Below are 17,832 nucleotides of genomic sequence, written 5' to 3'. Positions count from 1 at the left end.
CGCGGTGGTCCGGCCGGGATGCCGGAGGTGGGGCCGTCCCGGGAAGGGGTACGGGAGGGGCCCGGGTGAGGTAGGGCGGGGAGGGCGGCGGGAAGCGCTAGCCGTGGCCGTGCGGGGCGCAGCGGCCGGCCGTGGGGGCCTGGCCGCCGACGGCGGTCCGGGAGCCGGCGCCCGTCCGGTCCGTACGGGTCGCACGCGCGGCGGGAGCGGCCTGCGGCAGGCACTCCTCCGTGACGCGTGTGCGGTTCATGGGCCGAGTGTACGGGCGCCCGCACACCCCGGACGCCACATCGCTCTCACCTCGATCGCGGGACGCGCTCGAACGCGAGGTGCCCGTGCTTCCCGACCGTGCTTCCCGACCGTGCTTTCCGGCGGGGATTCCCGACCGTGCTGTTTTTTAGCATCAGAGGCCAACTATGCGTCCGGCCGCCACCCGGGCGACTACAAATGATCGGACCGATCCGAACCCTGCGATCGGGAGTATGGAGAAGGTGGTGGCCGCGCATGCGCGAATACGGCGGGATCGATCCCAAAGTGCCCGGAATGCAGCAGGGAATATCGACCTCGGGTGGTCTCCCCTGATGCGGGCGGCCATGCTGCAACCGGTGTCGTTCTCCCCGGCGCACGCATCAGTGGACGAGTACCGGCTCCTGACCTCGACCGTTCGGTCGAGGGCGGAGGATGCTCAGGGATTCTTCGGCGGGGCCTCGCGGAGACCGGGTGAAATGGCCTACCTGCCGATGCGTGTTCACCTTCAGGGATTGTCCGTCGAGCTCTACATCGAGCTCCGTCTGCAGGACGCGGGCATGCGCATCGTCGGATTCCGCAACACGTTCGAGAACGGACAGGCCCCTCAGGAAGCGTGCGTCCGCCATGTGCGGAACTCCCTTGCACCACCCGGAATCCGCCGAACCGAAGTCCTGCCGTTCGGCGGAGACCGCTCCGACCTGGAGAGCGCCGCCGCCGTGCGGCGCATGGGGATCTTCCTGGGGCGTCGGCCCCTGGGCAGCGCGGTCACCTGGCTGCACCGCAACCGCGAACCGAAGCGCACCGCACACGGAATGCTCGTGCTCTCGGAAATGATCTGCGAGGCAGCCCGGTATCCCGCCCTTGCCGATGCGATGTCACGTATCTGGGTGACCGGCGGACGGCTGTCGGCCGCGGCAACGGTCTGAAGCGACGCCGGGGCGGATTCAGCCGCCGCCCCTGTGGAGAAAGAGGAGGAGGTCGTTCGCCTGGGCGGGGGTCAGATCGACCGGAACGTCGTGGGGAGCCGGTCGCCCGTCGGCGATGGCGAGGAGGCAGTCCTCGGCCTGCTCGGCTGGGACGCTGTCGAGGATTTCGTTGATCAGCTTCATCATCTCTTCGTCGGAGAGTGTTTCCGGACCGTCCGGGTTCTTCGGCTTCTTCCCGTTCATTTCCATCCTTACCGGTCGTGCGGTTCGTGAGCTGCCCCCGGCCCGCCCCATCATGGGGAAGCCATACCGTACGAAGCCAGAACAAACTGCTGATGTCGCCCACGATCCGCACCGGACAGGGAGGCTGCCCACGGCCCCCGTGACGCAACCCTGGCTGATGCGTTCTCATCGGTGGTTGCTATTGCGACAGGGGAGCGGTTACGGTCACGCTCGGATGATCAGTACCCGGGAGTCCTCAGGAGTGTGCGGTGAGTGACAGATCTGCTCCTGATCCGGTGAGCACGGTACGACGCATCGAGGCCCTCCTCGACCGGGTCGGCGGTGATCGCGACGACGTGCTGCGGGTCGAGGGCGAGGCCGGGCTGTCGTACGCGTCCGGGGTACCGCCCGAGGACGTCGAAGCCCTGCTGCGCGGCGACCGGATCCCGACCGGAACGGGCGCCGACGGGGAGAACCCGGTGGAGGCCCGCCACCGGCGGGTGGTCGAGCGGATCCTCTTCCTGCGCGCCACGCGTCTGCGGCGCCGCCCCGACGGGCGGCGCCGCGTCTGCACGCTGGCGGAGATCGCGGCCGGAGCGGGCACCAGCGCGCAGTGGCTCGACAAGATGATCAAGACGGGGAAGGCCCCGAACCTCGACCACGCGGACGGGATCGCCAGGTTCTTCGGGGAGCAGATCGACTTTCTGGTGGCCCCGCCCGCCGAGGCCCTGGACCGCGTACTGCAGTACATCCACTCGGACCTGCTGGAGCGGGCCGTCGAGCAACAGGACGCCGAGGTGCGGAGGTTCAGGACGGCCGGACCGGCCGTCGACGCGAGGTGCGAGCCGGGACTCGTCGGGAGCGCCGCCCGCTGTCTGGCCGAGGTGCCAGAGGAGACGGCCAAGCCGATCGTGGACCTCATCGAATCGATCGCCCGCCGGGCGCGTGCGGACCGGGCGCGGGAGACCCGCGAGGGCGGGGACACCGCGGGGACGGCGGCGGCGGACTGACGCGTGTGCCGTGCCGACGGGGGTGCCGCGTCCCACTGGCATGATCGTGGGGTGACGTGCGGGGCGGGGACCGGTGCGTCGGGTCGGGAAGACGGCGCCGTACTCACCGGCGTCGCCGGCCGCGTCCGGGCACCATCGGAAGGCTGGCCATGCAGCAAGGCGTCAACTTCTACATACCCACAGCCGCGCTCGCCGCCGTCCTGCTGGTGAAGCTGCCCGCCCTGGTGCGGGGGTGGCGCAGCCCGCTGGTCCGCACCGTCAACGCCCTGATCCTCCTGCACTGCGCCGGCTTCTTCTTCTCCGCCCCGCCGACGGTGACGGCGGTCAACCGGCTCACCGGCATCTCCAACTTCTCGGCCCTGCTGGTCCACTGCATCCTGTGCGCGTACGCCTGCACCTGTCTGGCGCTGATGGAGAACTGGAGGGGGGACAAGGCGGGGAGACCCCGTACCAGGTGGCGCGTCCGCGTCTGGATCCTGGGACACTGCCTCGTCGTCCTGCTGGTCATCGTCTGCTTCGTCCTCGGCGACGTGCCGGACGAGAGACCGTCCGACTTCGACACCTACTACGCCAACACCCCCTTCATCGGCGAGATGCTGGTGCTCTACCTGTCCTCAAGCGTCGTGGCCGCGGGCAGGGCCACGGTCGTGTGCTGGAGCTGGTCGCTCGCCCTCCGCAAAGAGATCCGGACGGACGGACCGGCCGCCGCCGACGGGTGGCTGCGGGCCAGCCTCTACGTGCTCGGTGCCGGATTCCTGTCGAACTTCTTCTGCGGGTCCTTCAAACTCCTCGCCGTCGCCGCCCGCTGGGACGGACGGAACTGGGACGTACTCAACGCCGGGGTCGCCGAGTACGCCCCCTTCGGAGCCATGATCGTCACCCTTGGCTTCCTCCTCCCGGTCTTCGGCCCCTGGGTCACCGAACGCCTCGTGGAGCCCGGGCGGACCTTCCTCGCGCTCGCCCCGCTGATGCGGGTCGTGCGCCCGTCCGCCACCGGCGGCCCGGACCCCCTCGCGCTGACCACACCCTGGTATGCGGGCCCCGAACAGCGCCTGGTCAACCGGATGACGAACATCCAGGACGGGATGCTCCGGCTGCGTCCCTACTGCGCCGACGGCATACGCGAACTGGCCTACCGCGAGGCGGTCCGCAAGGGCGCGAGCCGTCCGGACGCCGTCGCGGCCGGCCTCGCCGCCATGCTGCACGCGGCCGCCGAGGCCCGTGCCCGCGCCACACCCGCCGACGAGGACGAGAGCCGCCGTGCCGCCCACGCCCTGCGCTCGTCCGAGACCGAGTACGGCGACCTCATGGTGCGCGTCTCCCGGGCGCTGCCGCCCCGGCGCGAGCCCCACCGCCGCGGCGCGGTACCGATGGCGGGGGCTCGGCGGCCCCCCACGTAGAATCACCCACCGGGGTCGGGCCGTTCGCCATCGCTCTCGCTCTGCGCGAGCGGCTACGGTCACTGCTCGAATCGTCAAGGCCGTCGGAGTCCGTGGGAGTAAGCGTTGAGTGACAGGCCTGCGGCTGATCCGGTGAGCACGCTCCGGCGCATCGTCGCCCTTCTCGACCGGTTGGGCGATGACCGCGGGGACGTGCTGAGGGTCGAGGGCGAGGGAGGCCTGTCCCACGCTTCCGGCCTGCCCGTGGCGGAAGTCGAGGCCCTGCTGCGCGGCGAGCAGGTGGCGTCCGCTGCCGAGAGCGGTGCGGACGCGGTGGAGGCACGCCACCGGCGGGTGCTGGACCGGATCCTCTTCCTGCGCGCCACGCGGCTGCGCCCCTCCACCGACGGGCAGCGACGCGTCTACTCGCTGGCGGAGATCGCGGCGGGGGCGGGCACGAGCCCTCAGTGGCTCGACAAAATGATCAAGACGGGCAAGGCTCCGAACCTGGATCACGCCGCCGGGATCGCGCAGTTCTTCGGGGAGCGGATCGAGTTCCTGGTGGCCGAGCCCGCAGAGGCCCTCGACCGGGTCCTGCGCGACATCCACAACGAGCTCCTGGAACGGGCCTTCGAGCGCCAGGACCAGGACCTCCGGCGCCTGAAGGACAGGGGTACCGCACCCGACCTGAACCCGGAGCTCGGGGTGGTCGGCTACGCGGCGCGCGCTCTGGCGGAGGTGCCCGACGACACGGCCCAGCCGCTCATCGCGCTGATCGAGTCGGTCGCCCGCCGGGCACGCGAGGAGCGGGCCCGGGAGGCCCGGGGCGAGTAGACCCGGGGTCGGTACGGATGTGATGTATGGGGGGCACGGTGGGGACGTACCGGGATATGAAGAGGCATCGCGATGAGCTCTTCGCGGGCGTGGCCGGTTCGTCGCCGGCCACTCCGGTCGAGCTGTTCCGGGAGATCTGCGCCTACGTGACGCGGACCGGCGGGCGCGAGGTGCGCCTGATGCTCGAACCGTTCCCGCAGGACACCGTCAGCGGTCTGTGGCTCGACATGGGTGACTTCGAGGTGATCGCGGTCGAGCAGAACACCTCTCCGCTGCACCAGATGGTGATCGTCGGGCACGAACTGTGGCACCGCAAGGAAGGAACCTGCGGGCAGCACGCCGGCGGTGCGGGGGCGAAGGTCGCGGCGCGCATGATCGGGGACCGGTGGAGCCTCGCCGAGGCCGTCGCCCACGTCGCCGCCCGCACCGATTTCGATCTCGGCGAGGAGCGGAGGGCGGAGAGGTTCGGGCGCATGCTGGCCGCGAAGTTCCGCTCGCCCCTGGAGGCGATGCGCCTCGGCAAGGCACCCGCGTCCGGCATGGCCGGACGCATATGGGCGTCACTGGAGGGCTGACGCCCGGCTCACCGCGGGGCGCCGACGACCGGCCCCGGCTCCGAAGAGGCCGGGCCGGAACCGGGAGCCGTCCGCCGGTCCTGGGCGGTGGCCGACCCGGCCGGGACGCCGGTTTCGGACAGGCAGCGCGCCGCGTGCGCCACCGAGGCCATCGTCACGTGCCGGTGCCACCCGGACAGCGAGCGCCCCGCGAAGTCCCGTAGCCCCACCTCCTGCACGCTGTGCGCGGAGGTCTCCGACACCCGCCCCGTCTGCTTCGTCAGCCGCAGCAGCGCCGCCGGGGCGAGCGGGGCGGGCTGGGACAGGTCCGTCACCCACAGCTGCGAGGGCGGACGGTGCGGGTCGGTCCATTCGCCGAGCAGGGTCAGGTGCCGGCGCCGCGTGGGCGCGGGGTCCGGCATCATCACGCGTACGGCGGCCACCAGCGTGGCGCGGCGCCGCCCCGGGTGTGCCGGGTCGGCCCATTCGGCGGGAGTGCGCAGCGCCCGTACCTTCTGCAGCACCTCCGAGGCGGCCAGGGCGCCCGCGCCGTGGCCGGGCAGCGCCGGGTCGGTCACCAGCAGCCGGGTGTCCGGGCCGATCCGGGCCAGTACCGGGAGCTTCGCGTCGGCGAAACGGTTCATCGTGGAGCGGGTGCCGATGCCGGGAATGTCCAGCAGAACCGGGCGGGGCGGCAGTCCGACCTGCCGTACGGCCTCCAGGATGCCGGTCACCGCGCACTCCTCGTACGTCTCTCCGGAGCCCTCGCCCGCCTCCTCCTCCGGGAGGTGGAGCCGCCACCCCACCGGAGTGACGACATGGGGTGAGGTGAACCAGATTCCGAAGGCCTGCTGCCCCCGGAACATCTGCCGGCGCTGCGGGTCGTACTGCCGCCACACCCCGACGGAGTGCTCGCCGCCCTTCGGGATGGTCATCGGCTGGATCACCCACGCGGTCAACGGGCAGGACTGCTCCAGATACCGGGACAATGCGCTGCGGATCGGCCTCCAGTCCCAGGTGGAACCGGCGATGAAGTGGTGCAGGCTCTGATCGGTGGCGGTGCCTCCGATCTGCTGCGCGATGTTGCGGATCGACTTGCGGCCGGGGGTCGCGAGCAGCCCCTGCACGTATTGCAGTCCCTTCTCCCGCTGGTCCCGGCGCCGTAGCGAGCTCAAGACCGCTCCGCACAGATCTTCCGCCGCCTCGTGCACGCGGTCGCTCGGCGGGGCGCAGGCGCCGGTGCCGAGACGGGCCCATGGGCGAGTCTGCAGATGACTCCTGTGGGTGATGGTGCTCACGCTCTTCCCCCTAAGGAATGGTGCCGAGCCCCGTTGCCCGGGACGGGATGAGAAGTGACGGTCGGTCAAGCGGTCACCTCCGAGCGGTCGTTGCCGGTGCGTCCCGAGCGGGGCCGGGTGATCGCTGGAACGAGACCCTAGTGGCTGGAACCCACGTAATCAACCAGGGTTGAGCAAGCGCATCTGTGGTTGATTTCCGCCGGGCGTCCGTCTGGGTTCCTTCTCGCGGTGATGTCGTCGCCCTGGTGGGGAGGGGATCGGCTCGGTCTTCGAGCCGGCCGGGCGTCCGGGCGGTAGGCAACCGCTGGCGCGGGCTAGCGGCAGATCGACTGGGACCGTCTCGACCGGGTCTACCGGACGTGTTCCCGACGGGCAGTACGCAAAGGGGTGCGGGCAACGCCGGCAGGCCGGTCCCCGGCGGCTTTCCCGGGGCGCCTGTTTCGTCGACGGCGTCGCCTCCGGCAGGGGGGCGCATGCGCGGGCCGAACGGTGAATCGGAGTCAGGGCAGTACTTGTGGGTACGAGCAGGTGCGGGCGCTCCCGGACCTGCTCGTACCCCGTGCGGTGCCGCCCTTGCGGCGGCGGTGCGTCAGTTCTGTGCGGTGTCTTCGCCGGTCTGCCCGGTGCCCGCGGCCGCGGCCGCGCGTGCCTTCTCGCGCATCTTGCGCACCAGCTCGGCCTTCTGCTCGGCTGCGCCCTGGCGGTCGAGGTTGCGGTGGGGACCGTTGTTCTGCCGTTCGGCGCGGGACAGCTTCTTGCGGTGGCCGCCGCCCTGGCCCACGGGGTTGTTGATGTTCTTGCTGTCGGTCACGGGTTCTCCCGGTATTGGTGTGAAGGGATCTACGGATTCATCGGTGGGGGACGGGCGGCGACGTCGCAGGACGTCAGCAGGGCCCATCACGCCCTCACTCGTAGATCGGCCTCTGGAAGAACATGACAAAGACGGTACCTGGTTCCCCCGGCCCGGCACGCCAACCTCGTCGCCACCCCGGCACCGGCCGGGTCCCGAGGCCGCCCGGCGGTCTTCTCGCGCACAGGTAGGGAAGTAGGGTCTCCGTTTATTTGGACTGGCTGGATATGATCGGCATCCTTACCCCACAGGGCCGTGTCGGCAGTTCCGCCATGCCCTCGACCAGGCCCCTTCCCGCCCCTGCCGCTCCCGAGGACCGATGTCTGAGATGGCACCCGAAGGCCCCCCGGGCCCGCCGCCCGTCCGGCGCCGCCGCACCGTACGCCTGCGCACGATGCTGGTCTGCCTGGCCGTCGTCCCGACCGTGGCGATGGGGACCCAGGTCACCGTGACCGCTCAGCGGCTGCTGGCCCAGTCGGCGCACCTGCGCGCCGACGTGGAGGACGGCGAGCGGATCGGCGTACCGCTGGTCAGGCTGATGAACGAGCTGCAGGCCGAACGCGCTACGACGGCGGCGCGGTGGGCCGGATCCCCCGTCGGCGACGGCGCCGTGCGCGACGGGCGGGCCGGGACGGACCGGGCGGCGGCGGAGTTCCGGAAGGTCGCGGGGAGCGCCGGGGAGCCCGGGACGCAGGGTCCCGGGCAGGACGGAGGCCGCGTCGGCGCCGTCGCCGAGCGGCTCGACCTGCTGGACTCCTACCGCAAACGCGCGGACGCCCACAGCGGCAGCGCCGAGCAGGTGGTCGCCTACTACACCGGCGTGATCGACGACATCATCCGCGCCTACCAGGATGAATTCAGCCACTCCGACGACGCCGAACTCGCCCAGGAGAGCAGGCCCGCCGTCGCCCTGTTCTCGGCCGCCGAGATGGTCGCGCGCGAGAACACGGCCCTCGCGCTGGCCGGGCCCCCGCGCGAGCTGGCGGCCACCGGCTTCTCCCAGTTCCTCGACGCCGTCGGCACCCACCGGTACCTGTACGACACCTGGATCGTCCCGTACCTCCCGCCCGCCGAACTGGCCTCGTACGACAAGCTCACCGGCTCCGCGGCCTGGCAGGCCAAGTTCCGCATCGAGAACGCGGTCGTCGCCAACCACAAGGACACCCCGACCGGTGTGAAACTGCCGGCCGACGTCGACGGCTGGCCCGCCGCCTACGCGACCTTCGCACCGCAGCTGGCCGCGCTCAACACGGAGCGGGCCCGCAGCGTGTTCGCGCACGCCGACGCCAAGGCCTCCGAGCTGGAGACCGAGGTCTACTGGCTGATCGGAGCCAGCGGCGGGGCCCTGCTGCTCGTCACCGCCGTCGTCGTCCTCACCACCCGGTCCGTCCTGCGCCGGCTCAGCCGCCTGCACACCCGTACGGTCGCCATCGCCGAGGAGACGCTCCCCGAGGTGGTGGCCCGGCTCCAGCGCGGCGAGCCCGTCGACACGGGGGCGCTGCCGGCCGTACGCGGGCGCCAGGACGAGGTCGGGCAGATCACCGACGCCTTCGCGCGGGTCGTCGCCGTGTCCGTCGACGGACACCGGCAGCTCGCCGCCGAACGCCACGGCTTCGGCCTGTTCGCCTCGGGCATCGCCTCCCGCACCGGGAACCTCGTCAGCCGGCAACTGAGCCTGACCGAGGACCTCCAGGACACCTTCGGCCACGACGAGGCCCTCCTGGCCCAGCTGATGCGGTCCGACCAGCTGACGGTGGGGATGCGGCGCCAGATCGAGAACCTGCTGATCCTCGCCGGCGGCGAGATCCCCGACCCGCACACCGACCCCATGCGCGTCGCCGACCTGCTGCGCGAAGCGGCCGCCGAGGTAGAGGACTTCCGCCGGATCGAACGGCAGGCGCTGGACGAGGCGAGCGTGCAGCCGCACGTCATCAGCCAGATCAGCCACCTGCTGGCCGAACTGCTGGACAACGCGACCCGGTTCTCGCCGCCCCGCTCGAAGGTGGTCGTCCGCGCCGAACTCGTGGCGGACGGGCTGTCGGTCGAGATCGAGGACCGCGGGCCGCGCGTCTCGGCCGCCGGTTACGAGGCCATGAACGAGCGCCTGCACTCGGCGCCGCCGTACTCCGTCCTCGCGGAGAACGCGCACCGGCTGGGCCTCTTCGTCGTGGGCCACCTGGCCGAACAGCTCCAGGCCCGGGTCACCCTGCGCCGCTCCGTGTACGGCGGGACCGCGGCCGTGGTGATCCTCCCGGGCGCGCTGCTGGCGTCCGCCGCTCCGGAGCGGAAGCCGGGGGCGGAGCCCGCACCGCGGACCCGTCGCGAGCCGGGACCGGCCGCCGCGCTCACCCCCGTACGCCCGCCCGTACGCCGGCCCGCGCCCGAGGCCGACACACGGCCCGCGCCCGACGTACCGCCCGCGCCCGAGGCCGACGCGGCCCCGGCGCCCGCCCCCGTACCGGCGACGACCCGGCGGCCGCTGCCCGTCCGCTCCGGGGCCGCCCCCGCAGGCGCGCGGCCGGCCCTGCCCGAGCGCGTCCCGCAGACCCATCTCACCCGGCAGCTCCGCGGGCCCCGCGCACCGGAGCCGGACACCGGCCGGGACACGGCGACACCCGAAGAGGTCGCCGACGCCTGGGCGGACTACGAAGAGGGGACCAAGAAAGTGGAAGCAGAGCTCCGAGCGGAACGGCCATGACGATGACAGCCAGCGAGATGATCTACGGCATCCTGGACAACAACCTGAGCAGGATCGCCGGCATCGAGGGAGCCGTGCTCCTGTCCAACGACGGCATCAAGCTCAGCGCCTACCTGCTGGAGCGGGACCAGGCGGAGCGCATCGCGGCCGCCGCCTCCGGCATCGCCGCCACCATGAAGGCGATATCGAGGGAGATCGACGGCGGCCGGGTCATCCGCCAGCTGGTGGAGATGGACGACCGGTACCTCTGTGTCGTCGGCTGCGGAGAGGGCAGCACGCTCATCGTGGTGACCAACCGCAAGGCACGCCTCGGAGAGCTGGGCGGCGAGGCCGTACGGACGGCCCAGGCGCTCGGCGAGTGGCTGGGAACCCCCGGGCGCACCTCCGCACCGACGCCGTAATGCCCGACGAGCCACAGCGCAGGAGCCCGCGCCGGACCCGGCTGTACGCGCTGACCGACGGCCGCACGGCCGCCGCTGCGCAGACCGTCCTCACCATGGACACCACCATCACGGCCGCGGTCGCCGCGGACGACGCCCACACCGGGCTGGCCACCGAATGGCGGGCCGTCCTGGCCATGTGCGCACCGCCGGGCGGGATGGCGGTCGCCGAGATCGCGGCCCGTATGCACATGCGCCTCACCCCGATGACGCTGCTGCTGGGCGAACTCGCGGACCGCGGGCTGATCCACCACCGGCCGCCCCTCGACGGCGCCGAGACCACCAATGTCCACCTGCTCATGAAAATCAGGGACAACCTTGCCCGGATATGACACTCCCGACGCTTTCGCCGCCCGAGGAGCGTCCCCCGTCAAGATCCTCGTCGCCGGCGGATTCGGGGTCGGCAAGACGACCCTGGTCGAGTCGGTCTCCGAGATCGAGCCGCTGCGCACCGAGGAGCGCCTGACGAGCGCGGGAATCGGCGTCGACGACCTCGACGGCATCGAGTCCAAGACGCTGACCACGGTCGCGATGGACTTCGGCCGGATCACCCTGGCCGACGCCGGGGTGGTCCTCTACCTGTTCGGGACGCCCGGCCAGGAGCGGTTCTGGTTCATGTGGGACGACCTGCTGAACGGGGCCCTGGGAGCGCTCGTGCTCGTCGACACCCGGCGTCTGGACCGGGGCTTCCCGGCGATCGACTTCTTCGAGAGCCGCGGGCTGCCGTTCGTGGTCGGCGCGAACTGCTTCCACGGCGAACAGCCCTACACCGCCGAGGAGATCGCCGCCGCTCTGCACCTGGGGAACCCCGACACTCCGGTGCTGCTGCTGGACGCCCGCTCCCGGGAGGACGCGCGCGGCAGTCTGCTGGCCCTGCTCGACGTGGTCATCGCCCAGGCCTCGGCCTCCGTCCCGGCGGTTCCCTGACCGGTCGGGACGCAGGCCCTGTGCCGCTTCGGGGGTACCGCGTGCCGCCGCGGCGGCGGCGTGCTGTCGCGGACGGGTCCGGGCCGCCACACTGGCGGACGTGAGGATCGCCGTCATGACAGCGGGATCACGCGGGGACGTCGCACCGTACACGGGTCTGGGAGCCGGACTGGTCCGTGCCGGACACGACGTCACCCTGGTGACCCACGCAGTGTTCGCACCACTGGTGGCCGGGTCGGGGATGAGCTTCGAGGGCCTTCCCGGGGACCCGAGGGCCGAGCTGCACTCGGCGCGCGGACGCGGACTGCACCGCAGCGGGAACGGGGCCGCGAAACTGCTGCGGGCGGTGGCGATGGCGAGGCGCATCGCACCGGAGATGACGCACGCGCTGGTGCGCACGGCGCGCGACGCGGACGTCGTACTCGCCGGAGGAACGGTCGCACCGCTGGCCTGCGCCATCGCCGAGGGCCTCGGCCGGCCCAGCATGGGCCTCTTCCTCCAGCCCCTGCACGGGACCCGCGCCTTCCCGCCGCCGATGCTCGGCACCCGCTCCGCCGGACCGCTGGCCAACCGGCTCGGCGGGCACGCCGTCACCGCGGCCGTCGACCACGTCTTCACCCGGGCCGCACGGACACTGGCCACCGACCACGGCCTCCCGCCGGGCCGGCTGTCCTCGGCCCGCCGCGCCCGCGAGCGGCAGGGCTGGCCCGTGTGGCACGGCTTCAGCGAGCTGGTGGTCCCCCGCCCCCGCGACTGGCGTCCCGGCCTGGAGGTCTGCGGATACTGGTGGCCCCACGACAGCACGGACCGGCTCCCGGCGGAGCTGGAGGAGTTCCTCGGCTCCGGCCCCGCCCCCGTCTACGTCGGCCTCGGGAGCGCCACCACGCCCGACCCCCGGCGGGTCAGCGCCCACATCGTCACCGCCCTGCGCTCCGCGGGCCTGCGCGGCGTGATCCAGCAGGGCTGGGCCGGGCTGTCCGCCACCGGGGACGACATGATCACCATCGGGGACGTCCCGCACTCCCTCCTCTTCCCCCGCACCGCGGCCGTCGTCCACCACGCCGGAGCGGGCACCACCGGCGCGGCGCTGCGCGCGGGCGTGCCCTGCGTACCCGTACCCGTCCAGTTCGACGCCCACTTCTGGGCCTCCCGCCTCGTGGAGCTGGGCACCGCGCCCCGCGCCGTTCCCCTGCGCCACCTCGACGCCGCCACCCTCGGCGCGGCGCTCCGCACGGCCACGGCCGATCCCTCCTACCGCGACCGCGCCCGGCACCTCGCCGCCCGGCTGGCCGCGGAGGACGGCACCGCCCCCGTCGCCGCGGCACTCGAACGGCTGGCATGACCCGGCGGGCCCGAGGGCGGGCCCGCGCACGCAGCCCGCGTTAATCGCTGGTGCCCGGCCCGGCGGTGCCGGTACGTTGGCGTCGCGACCGCGCCCCCGATGCGCCCGGCTGCGGCTACTTCCTCTGACACCCAAGTGATGCCGCCGCCCCTTCTGATCTCGGCAGGCGCGGTCGTACGCACCCGCCCCGCCGGTACGTCCGCACGAGGGGCCCGAAGAACCGCCGAATCCGGGGGGATTCACTGCCTCGTCACACCCCGCGCGTGTCCAAGACCTGGTCCGAGATGCTCGTGGCGCCGCACATCGCTGCGGCCGCCCGTGCCCGGCCCGCGCCGCCCGCGCCCCTGACCCACCACCGGCCCGCCCGGCGCCTGCGCACCCACGAGGGCGGCCACGGGTTCGTCCGCGAACCCCGCGAGGAGCTCTACCTCCTCGCGGTCGGCAACCTCGTCTCCCAGCGGACCTTCTACGAGAGCGGCCAGGACCGGGACGACCGCTACACCCGCCTCGTCCGCGACCTCGCGGTCCGGGACCCCGGGTGGACGGCCGGCCTGCTGCGGTGGCTCCGCGCCGAGGGAAACATGCGGACGGCGTCCCTGGTGGGCGCGGCCGCGTACGTACGGGCCCGGCTGGAGGCCGGGGCCACCGAGGGCCCGTCCAACCGCTCCGTGATCGACTCGGTGCTCCAGCGCGCCGACGAACCCGGGGAACTGCTCGCCCACTGGACCTCGGAGTACGGGCGCAACGTGCCGCAGCCCGTGAAGCGGGGCATCGCCGACGCCGTGCGCCGGCTCTACACCTCCCGCTCCCTGCTCAAGTACGACACCGCGTCGAAGGGGTTCCGCTTCGGCGACGTCCTCAACCTGGTGCACGCCTCGCCCGACCCGGAGAAGCCCTGGCAGGGCCCGCTCTTCCGGTACGCCCTGGACCGCCGCCACCACCCCGAGCGCGCCCTCGCGCCGGCTTCCGACCAACTGCTCGCCGCACACCGGGCGCTGATGGAGTCGGCTCCGGACGAGCGGCGGGCGCTGGTGACCGGCCCGGGCGGCGCCGAGCGGCTCGCCGCCGCGGGGATGACGTGGGAGGCCGTGGCGGGCTGGCTCCACGGCCCGATGGACGCCGCCGTCTGGGAGGCGGTGATCCCGTCGATGGGCCCCATGGCGCTCCTGCGGAACCTCCGCAACCTCGACGGGGCGGGAGTCCCGGACGAGGTCGCGGCCCGGGTCGCCGGGCGTCTCTCGGACCCCGCCGAGGTCGCCCGCTCCCGGCAGTTCCCCTTCCGCTACCTCGCCGCCCACCGGCACGCGCCGTCGCCGCGCTGGACGGCCGCGCTGGAAGGCGCCCTGGGCCACTCCCTGGCCAACGTCCCGGCCCTGCCGGGCCGGACGCTGATCCTGGTGGACCGGTCCGACTCCATGTTCTGGGACACCGTCTCCGAGCGGTCCCGGCTGACCCGGGCGGACGCCGCGGCCGTCTTCGGAACCGCGCTCGCCCTGCGCGCCGAGCAGGCGGACCTGGTGCAGTTCGGCTGGAGCAGCCGCGAGGTGCCGTTCGCGCCGGACGAGCCGGTGCTGGAGGTGCTGGAACGGTTCCGCAGCCTTGGGGGCACCCACACCGCCAAGGCCGTGCGCACGCACTACCGGGAGCACGACCGGGTCCTGATCGTCACCGACGAGCAGACCGCCCCCGACGGCCACCACGGACCGGCCGAACCGGTCCCGGCCGACGTCCCCGTGTACACCTGGAACCTCGCGGGGTACCGGCCGGCCCACGGCCCCACGGGTCCCCACCGGTACACCTTCGGCGGCCTCACGGACGCCGCGTTCCGGATGGTCGGCCTCATCGAGGCGGGCCGGGAGTCCGCCTGGCCCTGGGACCCCGCACCCTCCGGAGCGACGGCCGCCGCGACGGCCACCGGCTGCGCGGAGGTGTCCGCGGATGGGTAGCGCGGCCCGGTGGGTCTGAGTAGGGGTACTCAGGCGGTCCGGGTGCGGCGCGGGCGACCCTGGGGGCAGTCCCGGCGGCCCCGTCGCCGCCGTCACGATCGGAAGAACGCCATGCTCAGCCGCCTCGCCCAGGCCCTGGCCCCCGCCCTGGGGCGCATCCGCGTCACCGTGGCGCCCGACGCCCACGTGCCGTCCGGCAGCGTCATCGTCGCCAACCACACCTCCCTCGCCGATCCCGCCGTGGTGCTCGCCGCCCTGCGCCGCTGCGGGGTCGAGCCCGTCGTCATGGCCGCCGCCGGGCTGTGGCGCGCCCCGGTCCTGGGACGGCTGCTCGTCCGTGAGGGGCACATCCCCGTCCACCGGGGGGACCGGCGGGCCGCCGAGGCCATCGACCGCGCCGAGTCGGCGCTGGCCGCGGGGCGTTCCGTGCTCATGTACGCCGAGGGCGGCATCCCCTCGCGGCGTGACGCCGCCGAGGCCGAGCCGCGGGCCTTCCGCAGCGGGCTCGCCCGGCTCGTCGCGAGGACCGGGGCGCCCGTCGTCCCCGTCGGACAGGCGGGGGCCAGACGCATCACCTCCGGCGGTGTCGCCAAGCAGGTCGCCGGCCTCGTCACGGCCCCGCTGCGGCGACCGCGGCTGTGCGTCCACGTCGGCCGCCCGCTGGAGCTGACCGGAGACACCGCCGCCCGCACCCTCCAGGCGCACGCCGCCGTCACCGAAGCCTGGCGCGCGGCGGCCGCCGGCCTGTCGTAGGCGTGGTGGAGCGCGGCGACGACGCAGCCCCGGAGGTCAGGTCCTCGGCGCGCGCGGTGAGCGAGGAGCGGGGCGGGGTGAACCCGGAGTCCGACGGCACCACCTTCCCCGGCGGCCGGGTGCTCGGCTGCAAGGCGTGCGAGCAGGTGTTCCCCGACCGGTCGCTGAACCGCGTGTCCGACGCCCGGGCGCGCGACGTGACGTTCCTGCTGGACCGGCTCACGGGTGACCGCCCCGCCCGGCGCCACTCCCGGCTGACCGACGCCCGGCACATCGGCATGGCCGGGCACTCCATCGGCGGTGCCTCGGCGGCCACGGCCATGGCCGCCGACCCCCGGGTGGCCGCCGGAGTGAACATGGACGGCACCTTCTTCGTCCCGCTGCCCGAGGCCGGTCTCGGCGGCCGGCCCTTCCTGCCGCTCGACGGCGATCCGGCGCTGCTGCCGCCGGACCCGGAGGACACCAGCTGGGCCGACGCCTGGCCGCGGATGGACTGCTGGAAGCGCTGGCCGACCGTCACCGGCATGGGCCACCCCGGATTCACGGACCGGCCGGCTTCCGGCGGAGCTGACCGTCTGCGGCCTCGGGCGCGCCGAACGGCAATGGCCGAAGAGAACGGGCCGGGAGCGGTCACCGCTCCCGGCCTTTGACGTCTCCTCGGCGCGGCCGGGGGTGGGGCGGGAGCCGAGGCGGATGCCGTCGGTCAGGCGGTGCGGCGGTGGCGTCCCGTCAGGACGAAGTTCCTTCCATCTGGTTCTCCGCGGCCGTGGTCGGCTGCGGGACGGGAAGGGCGGCCCGGCGCCGGGGCAGCACGACGACCGCCACGGCCGCCGCGATGACGAAGAGGGCGGCGGTGACGGCCAGGCCCAGGGCGTAGCCGTCGTTGAGCGCGGCGGGATCGGTGGCCGCGCCGGTGCGGTGTGCGGCGATGGTGGCGAGGGCGGCCAGGCCGACACAGCCGCCGAGTTGGCGGGAGCTGTTCATGAAGCCGGAGGCCATGCCGGCCTCGCGCCGGGTGACTCCGGTGGTCGCGGCCGCGGCCACCGGGGCCAGGACCATTCCGGCGCCGACGCTGGTGATGACGGACGGGCCCAGCACATCGGTGAGGAAGCCGCCGTCGGGGCTGATGAAGGCGAACCAGGTGAGGCCCGCGGCGGCCAGCAGGGCGCCGGGCACCAGGGACGTGCGGGGGTTGCGGTCGCCGATGACACGGGTCGCGACGACCGTGCCGGCGACCAGGCCCGCGGAGAAGGGCAGGAACGCGGCGCCGGTCGCTGCGGCGCCCATGCCCAGGACCTGCTGGAGGTACAGGGAGACGAAGTAGAACGCCGCGAACTGCCCGGCCGCGGCCAGGAACACCAGCACGTTGGCGCCGGCGACCCAGCGGCTGCGGAGCAGACCGAGGCGCAGGAGCGGGCTGGAGGTCCTGGACTCGGCGAAGACGAAGGCGACCAGCAGCGCGATCGCGGCGGCGAGGGTCGTCAGCGTGGCCGGGGAGCTCCAGCCGTGGGTGTCGGTGCGGACGACACCGAACACCAGCAGAGCGGTCCCGCCGGTCGCGAGGACCGCGCCGAGTGCGTCCAGCCGCTCGCGCCGGGCGGGCCGTGCCGCGGCGGGCACGACGGCGGGGACCAGCGCGAGAGCCGCCGCGACGATCGGGAGGTTGATCAGCATGACCCAGCGCCAGCCCGCGTACTCCGTCAGCAGCCCACCCGCCAGCACGCCCAGGGCGCCTCCCGCGGCGTTGACGGCGCTCCACACCCCGAGCGCGCGGACGCGCCGCGGGCCCTCGGGGAAGGTGGTGGTGAGCATCGCCAGTGCGGCCGGCGCGGCCGCGGCGGCGCCCAGGCCCTGCCCGGCGCGGGCGGCGATCAGTTGCCAGGGGACCTGTGCCAGGCCGCCCGCCAGCGAGCACACACCGAAGACCGCCAGCCCCAGCACGAACAGCCGGCGCTGGCCGTACAGGTCGCAGGCGCGGCCGCCCAGCAGCAGGAGGCCGCCGAACGTGAGCGCGTAGACGTGCACGACCCACGACAGGTCGAGCGGTGTGAAGCCCAGCGCGGTGCGGATCGCGGGGAGCGCGACGTTGACCACGGACATGTCCAGGGCGAAGACGAACTGGGCGACGACTGCTGCGGCCAGGACCGCGCCAGGGCGCCCTCGTAAGTTTTTATACATGTAAGGAAAGTAGCCCCTGGGGTCGTCCGTTGTCGACACCGGGGGGATGGGGCGGGCCGGGAAAGGCCCGGGGCCCGGGGCCGGCGTCCAGAACTGAATGCGGCCGGAGTGGCGCTGTACGAGGAGGAGGGCAAGCTCCGATACCGCGCCCCCCAGGGGGTGATGACGCCGGACCGGCTGGAGACGCTGAGAAGATGCGGTGCTGGAGGTGGAGAGTATCTGCTCG

Annotated in this window: 18 protein-coding genes and 1 pseudogene; 14 read left to right on the top strand and 5 right to left on the bottom strand. The window is 73.2% G+C overall.

Features of this window, described 5'->3' with window-relative positions; all coding sequences use genetic code 11:
* Window positions 1-97 precede the first annotated feature (97 nt).
* Window positions 98-250: a hypothetical protein gene (locus SLAV_RS40895; protein WP_158740895.1), complete on the bottom strand. Its 153-nt coding sequence runs from the start codon at window positions 248-250 to the stop codon at window positions 98-100.
* A 232-nt stretch (window positions 251-482) separates the two neighbouring features.
* Between SLAV_RS40895 and SLAV_RS05395 the strand changes: the two genes are divergently transcribed.
* Window positions 483-1,175: a ribosome-inactivating family protein gene (locus SLAV_RS05395; RefSeq protein ID WP_234333876.1), complete on the top strand. Its 693-nt coding sequence runs from the start codon at window positions 483-485 to the stop codon at window positions 1,173-1,175.
* Between the two features lie 18 nt (window positions 1,176-1,193).
* On the opposite strand, the gene SLAV_RS05390 is transcribed toward SLAV_RS05395, so the two are convergent.
* A complete protein-coding gene (locus SLAV_RS05390) occupies window positions 1,194-1,418 on the bottom strand; it encodes a hypothetical protein (protein WP_030239494.1) in 225 nt (74 codons plus the stop codon).
* A 275-nt stretch (window positions 1,419-1,693) separates the two neighbouring features.
* On the opposite strand from SLAV_RS05390, the gene SLAV_RS05385 reads away from it, so the two are divergent.
* The 4 genes from SLAV_RS05385 (at window position 1,694) to SLAV_RS05370 (ending at window position 5,195) form a co-directional block, all read left to right on the top strand.
* A complete protein-coding gene (locus tag SLAV_RS05385; RefSeq protein ID WP_051841398.1) occupies window positions 1,694-2,407 on the top strand; it encodes a hypothetical protein in 714 nt (237 codons plus the stop codon).
* A 149-nt stretch (window positions 2,408-2,556) separates the two neighbouring features.
* Entirely contained in the window at window positions 2,557-3,807 is a 1,251-nt protein-coding gene (locus SLAV_RS05380; RefSeq protein WP_051841399.1) for an MAB_1171c family putative transporter, read from the top strand.
* Between the two features lie 132 nt (window positions 3,808-3,939).
* The gene (locus tag SLAV_RS05375) at window positions 3,940-4,620 is read left to right on the top strand and encodes a hypothetical protein (RefSeq protein WP_030239502.1); all 681 of its coding nucleotides are present in this window, start codon (window positions 3,940-3,942) and stop codon (window positions 4,618-4,620) included.
* A 56-nt stretch (window positions 4,621-4,676) separates the two neighbouring features.
* Entirely contained in the window at window positions 4,677-5,195 is a 519-nt protein-coding gene (locus SLAV_RS05370) for a hypothetical protein (protein WP_030239504.1), read from the top strand.
* 8 nt (window positions 5,196-5,203) lie between these two features.
* Here SLAV_RS05370 and SLAV_RS05365 read toward each other — a convergent pair whose 3' ends face one another.
* Together SLAV_RS05365 and SLAV_RS05360 are read right to left on the bottom strand one after the other, a co-directional pair.
* Window positions 5,204-6,445 (bottom strand): IS701 family transposase, encoded by a 1,242-nt coding sequence (locus tag SLAV_RS05365; protein ID WP_425276237.1) that lies wholly within the window; start codon window positions 6,443-6,445, stop codon window positions 5,204-5,206.
* Window positions 6,446-7,061: 616 nt separating this feature from the next.
* Window positions 7,062-7,283, bottom strand: coding sequence for a DUF6243 family protein (locus tag SLAV_RS05360; protein ID WP_030239509.1), 222 nt, complete (start codon window positions 7,281-7,283; stop codon window positions 7,062-7,064).
* Window positions 7,284-7,641: 358 nt separating this feature from the next.
* On the opposite strand from SLAV_RS05360, the gene SLAV_RS05355 reads away from it, so the two are divergent.
* From SLAV_RS05355 to SLAV_RS05320, 8 genes are all read left to right on the top strand, one after another.
* Complete coding sequence (locus SLAV_RS05355) at window positions 7,642-10,020, top strand: sensor histidine kinase (protein ID WP_030239512.1); 2,379 nt, start codon at window positions 7,642-7,644, stop codon at window positions 10,018-10,020.
* Entirely contained in the window at window positions 10,017-10,421 is a 405-nt protein-coding gene (locus SLAV_RS05350) for a roadblock/LC7 domain-containing protein (RefSeq protein ID WP_030239514.1), read from the top strand. Before SLAV_RS05355 ends, SLAV_RS05350 begins: the two co-directional genes overlap by 4 nt.
* A complete protein-coding gene (locus tag SLAV_RS05345; protein WP_030239517.1) occupies window positions 10,421-10,792 on the top strand; it encodes a DUF742 domain-containing protein in 372 nt (123 codons plus the stop codon). The genes SLAV_RS05350 and SLAV_RS05345 overlap by 1 nt, the downstream gene beginning before the upstream one ends.
* Window positions 10,779-11,387, top strand: coding sequence for a GTP-binding protein (locus SLAV_RS05340; protein ID WP_030239519.1), 609 nt, complete (start codon window positions 10,779-10,781; stop codon window positions 11,385-11,387). Before SLAV_RS05345 ends, SLAV_RS05340 begins: the two co-directional genes overlap by 14 nt.
* A gap of 115 nt (window positions 11,388-11,502) precedes the next feature.
* Window positions 11,503-12,729, top strand: coding sequence for a glycosyltransferase (locus SLAV_RS05335; RefSeq protein ID WP_030239522.1), 1,227 nt, complete (start codon window positions 11,503-11,505; stop codon window positions 12,727-12,729).
* 284 nt (window positions 12,730-13,013) lie between these two features.
* On the top strand, window positions 13,014-14,675 hold the full coding sequence (locus SLAV_RS05330) for a TROVE domain-containing protein (RefSeq protein WP_078950637.1): 1,662 nt from the start codon (window positions 13,014-13,016) through the stop codon (window positions 14,673-14,675).
* Between the two features lie 111 nt (window positions 14,676-14,786).
* Complete coding sequence (locus SLAV_RS05325; RefSeq protein ID WP_030239528.1) at window positions 14,787-15,428, top strand: lysophospholipid acyltransferase family protein; 642 nt, start codon at window positions 14,787-14,789, stop codon at window positions 15,426-15,428.
* 2 nt (window positions 15,429-15,430) lie between these two features.
* Window positions 15,431-16,078, top strand: a complete 648-nt coding sequence (locus tag SLAV_RS05320) for an alpha/beta hydrolase (protein WP_051841401.1) — start codon at window positions 15,431-15,433, stop codon at window positions 16,076-16,078.
* A gap of 79 nt (window positions 16,079-16,157) precedes the next feature.
* Here the strand turns inward: SLAV_RS05320 and SLAV_RS05315 are convergent, their stop codons facing one another.
* The gene (locus SLAV_RS05315) at window positions 16,158-17,606 is read right to left on the bottom strand and encodes an MFS transporter (protein ID WP_030239531.1); all 1,449 of its coding nucleotides are present in this window, start codon (window positions 17,604-17,606) and stop codon (window positions 16,158-16,160) included.
* On the opposite strand from SLAV_RS05315, the pseudogene SLAV_RS43610 reads away from it, so the two are divergent.
* Window positions 17,601-17,786 (top strand): annotated as a pseudogene (locus SLAV_RS43610) (TubC N-terminal docking domain-related protein); the annotation flags it as partial. The gene SLAV_RS05315 and the pseudogene SLAV_RS43610 overlap by 6 nt on opposite strands.
* Window positions 17,787-17,832 lie beyond the last annotated feature (46 nt).

The organism is Streptomyces lavendulae subsp. lavendulae, from assembly GCF_002803845.1.
Taxonomy (GTDB): domain Bacteria; phylum Actinomycetota; class Actinomycetes; order Streptomycetales; family Streptomycetaceae; genus Streptomyces; species Streptomyces lavendulae.
This window is presented reverse-complemented; position numbering and strand designations above follow the sequence as displayed.

Excerpts from the sequence above, each read along its gene's own strand:
- SLAV_RS40895 (WP_158740895.1), bottom strand. The coding sequence starts at position 250 with ATGAACCGCACACGCGTCACGGAGGAGTGCCTGCCGCAGGCCGCTCCC.
- SLAV_RS05395 (WP_234333876.1), top strand. The coding sequence starts at position 483 with ATGGAGAAGGTGGTGGCCGCGCATGCGCGAATACGGCGGGATCGATCC.
- SLAV_RS05390 (WP_030239494.1), bottom strand. The coding sequence starts at position 1,418 with ATGAACGGGAAGAAGCCGAAGAACCCGGACGGTCCGGAAACACTCTCC.
- SLAV_RS05380 (WP_051841399.1), top strand. The coding sequence starts at position 2,557 with ATGCAGCAAGGCGTCAACTTCTACATACCCACAGCCGCGCTCGCCGCC.
- SLAV_RS05370 (WP_030239504.1), top strand. The coding sequence starts at position 4,677 with ATGAAGAGGCATCGCGATGAGCTCTTCGCGGGCGTGGCCGGTTCGTCG.
- SLAV_RS05355 (WP_030239512.1), top strand. The coding sequence starts at position 7,642 with ATGTCTGAGATGGCACCCGAAGGCCCCCCGGGCCCGCCGCCCGTCCGG.
- SLAV_RS05350 (WP_030239514.1), top strand. The coding sequence starts at position 10,017 with ATGACGATGACAGCCAGCGAGATGATCTACGGCATCCTGGACAACAAC.
- SLAV_RS05345 (WP_030239517.1), top strand. The coding sequence starts at position 10,421 with ATGCCCGACGAGCCACAGCGCAGGAGCCCGCGCCGGACCCGGCTGTAC.
- SLAV_RS05335 (WP_030239522.1), top strand. The coding sequence starts at position 11,503 with ATGACAGCGGGATCACGCGGGGACGTCGCACCGTACACGGGTCTGGGA.
- SLAV_RS05330 (WP_078950637.1), top strand. The coding sequence starts at position 13,014 with ATGCTCGTGGCGCCGCACATCGCTGCGGCCGCCCGTGCCCGGCCCGCG.
- SLAV_RS05325 (WP_030239528.1), top strand. The coding sequence starts at position 14,787 with ATGCTCAGCCGCCTCGCCCAGGCCCTGGCCCCCGCCCTGGGGCGCATC.
- SLAV_RS05315 (WP_030239531.1), bottom strand. The coding sequence starts at position 17,606 with ATGTATAAAAACTTACGAGGGCGCCCTGGCGCGGTCCTGGCCGCAGCA.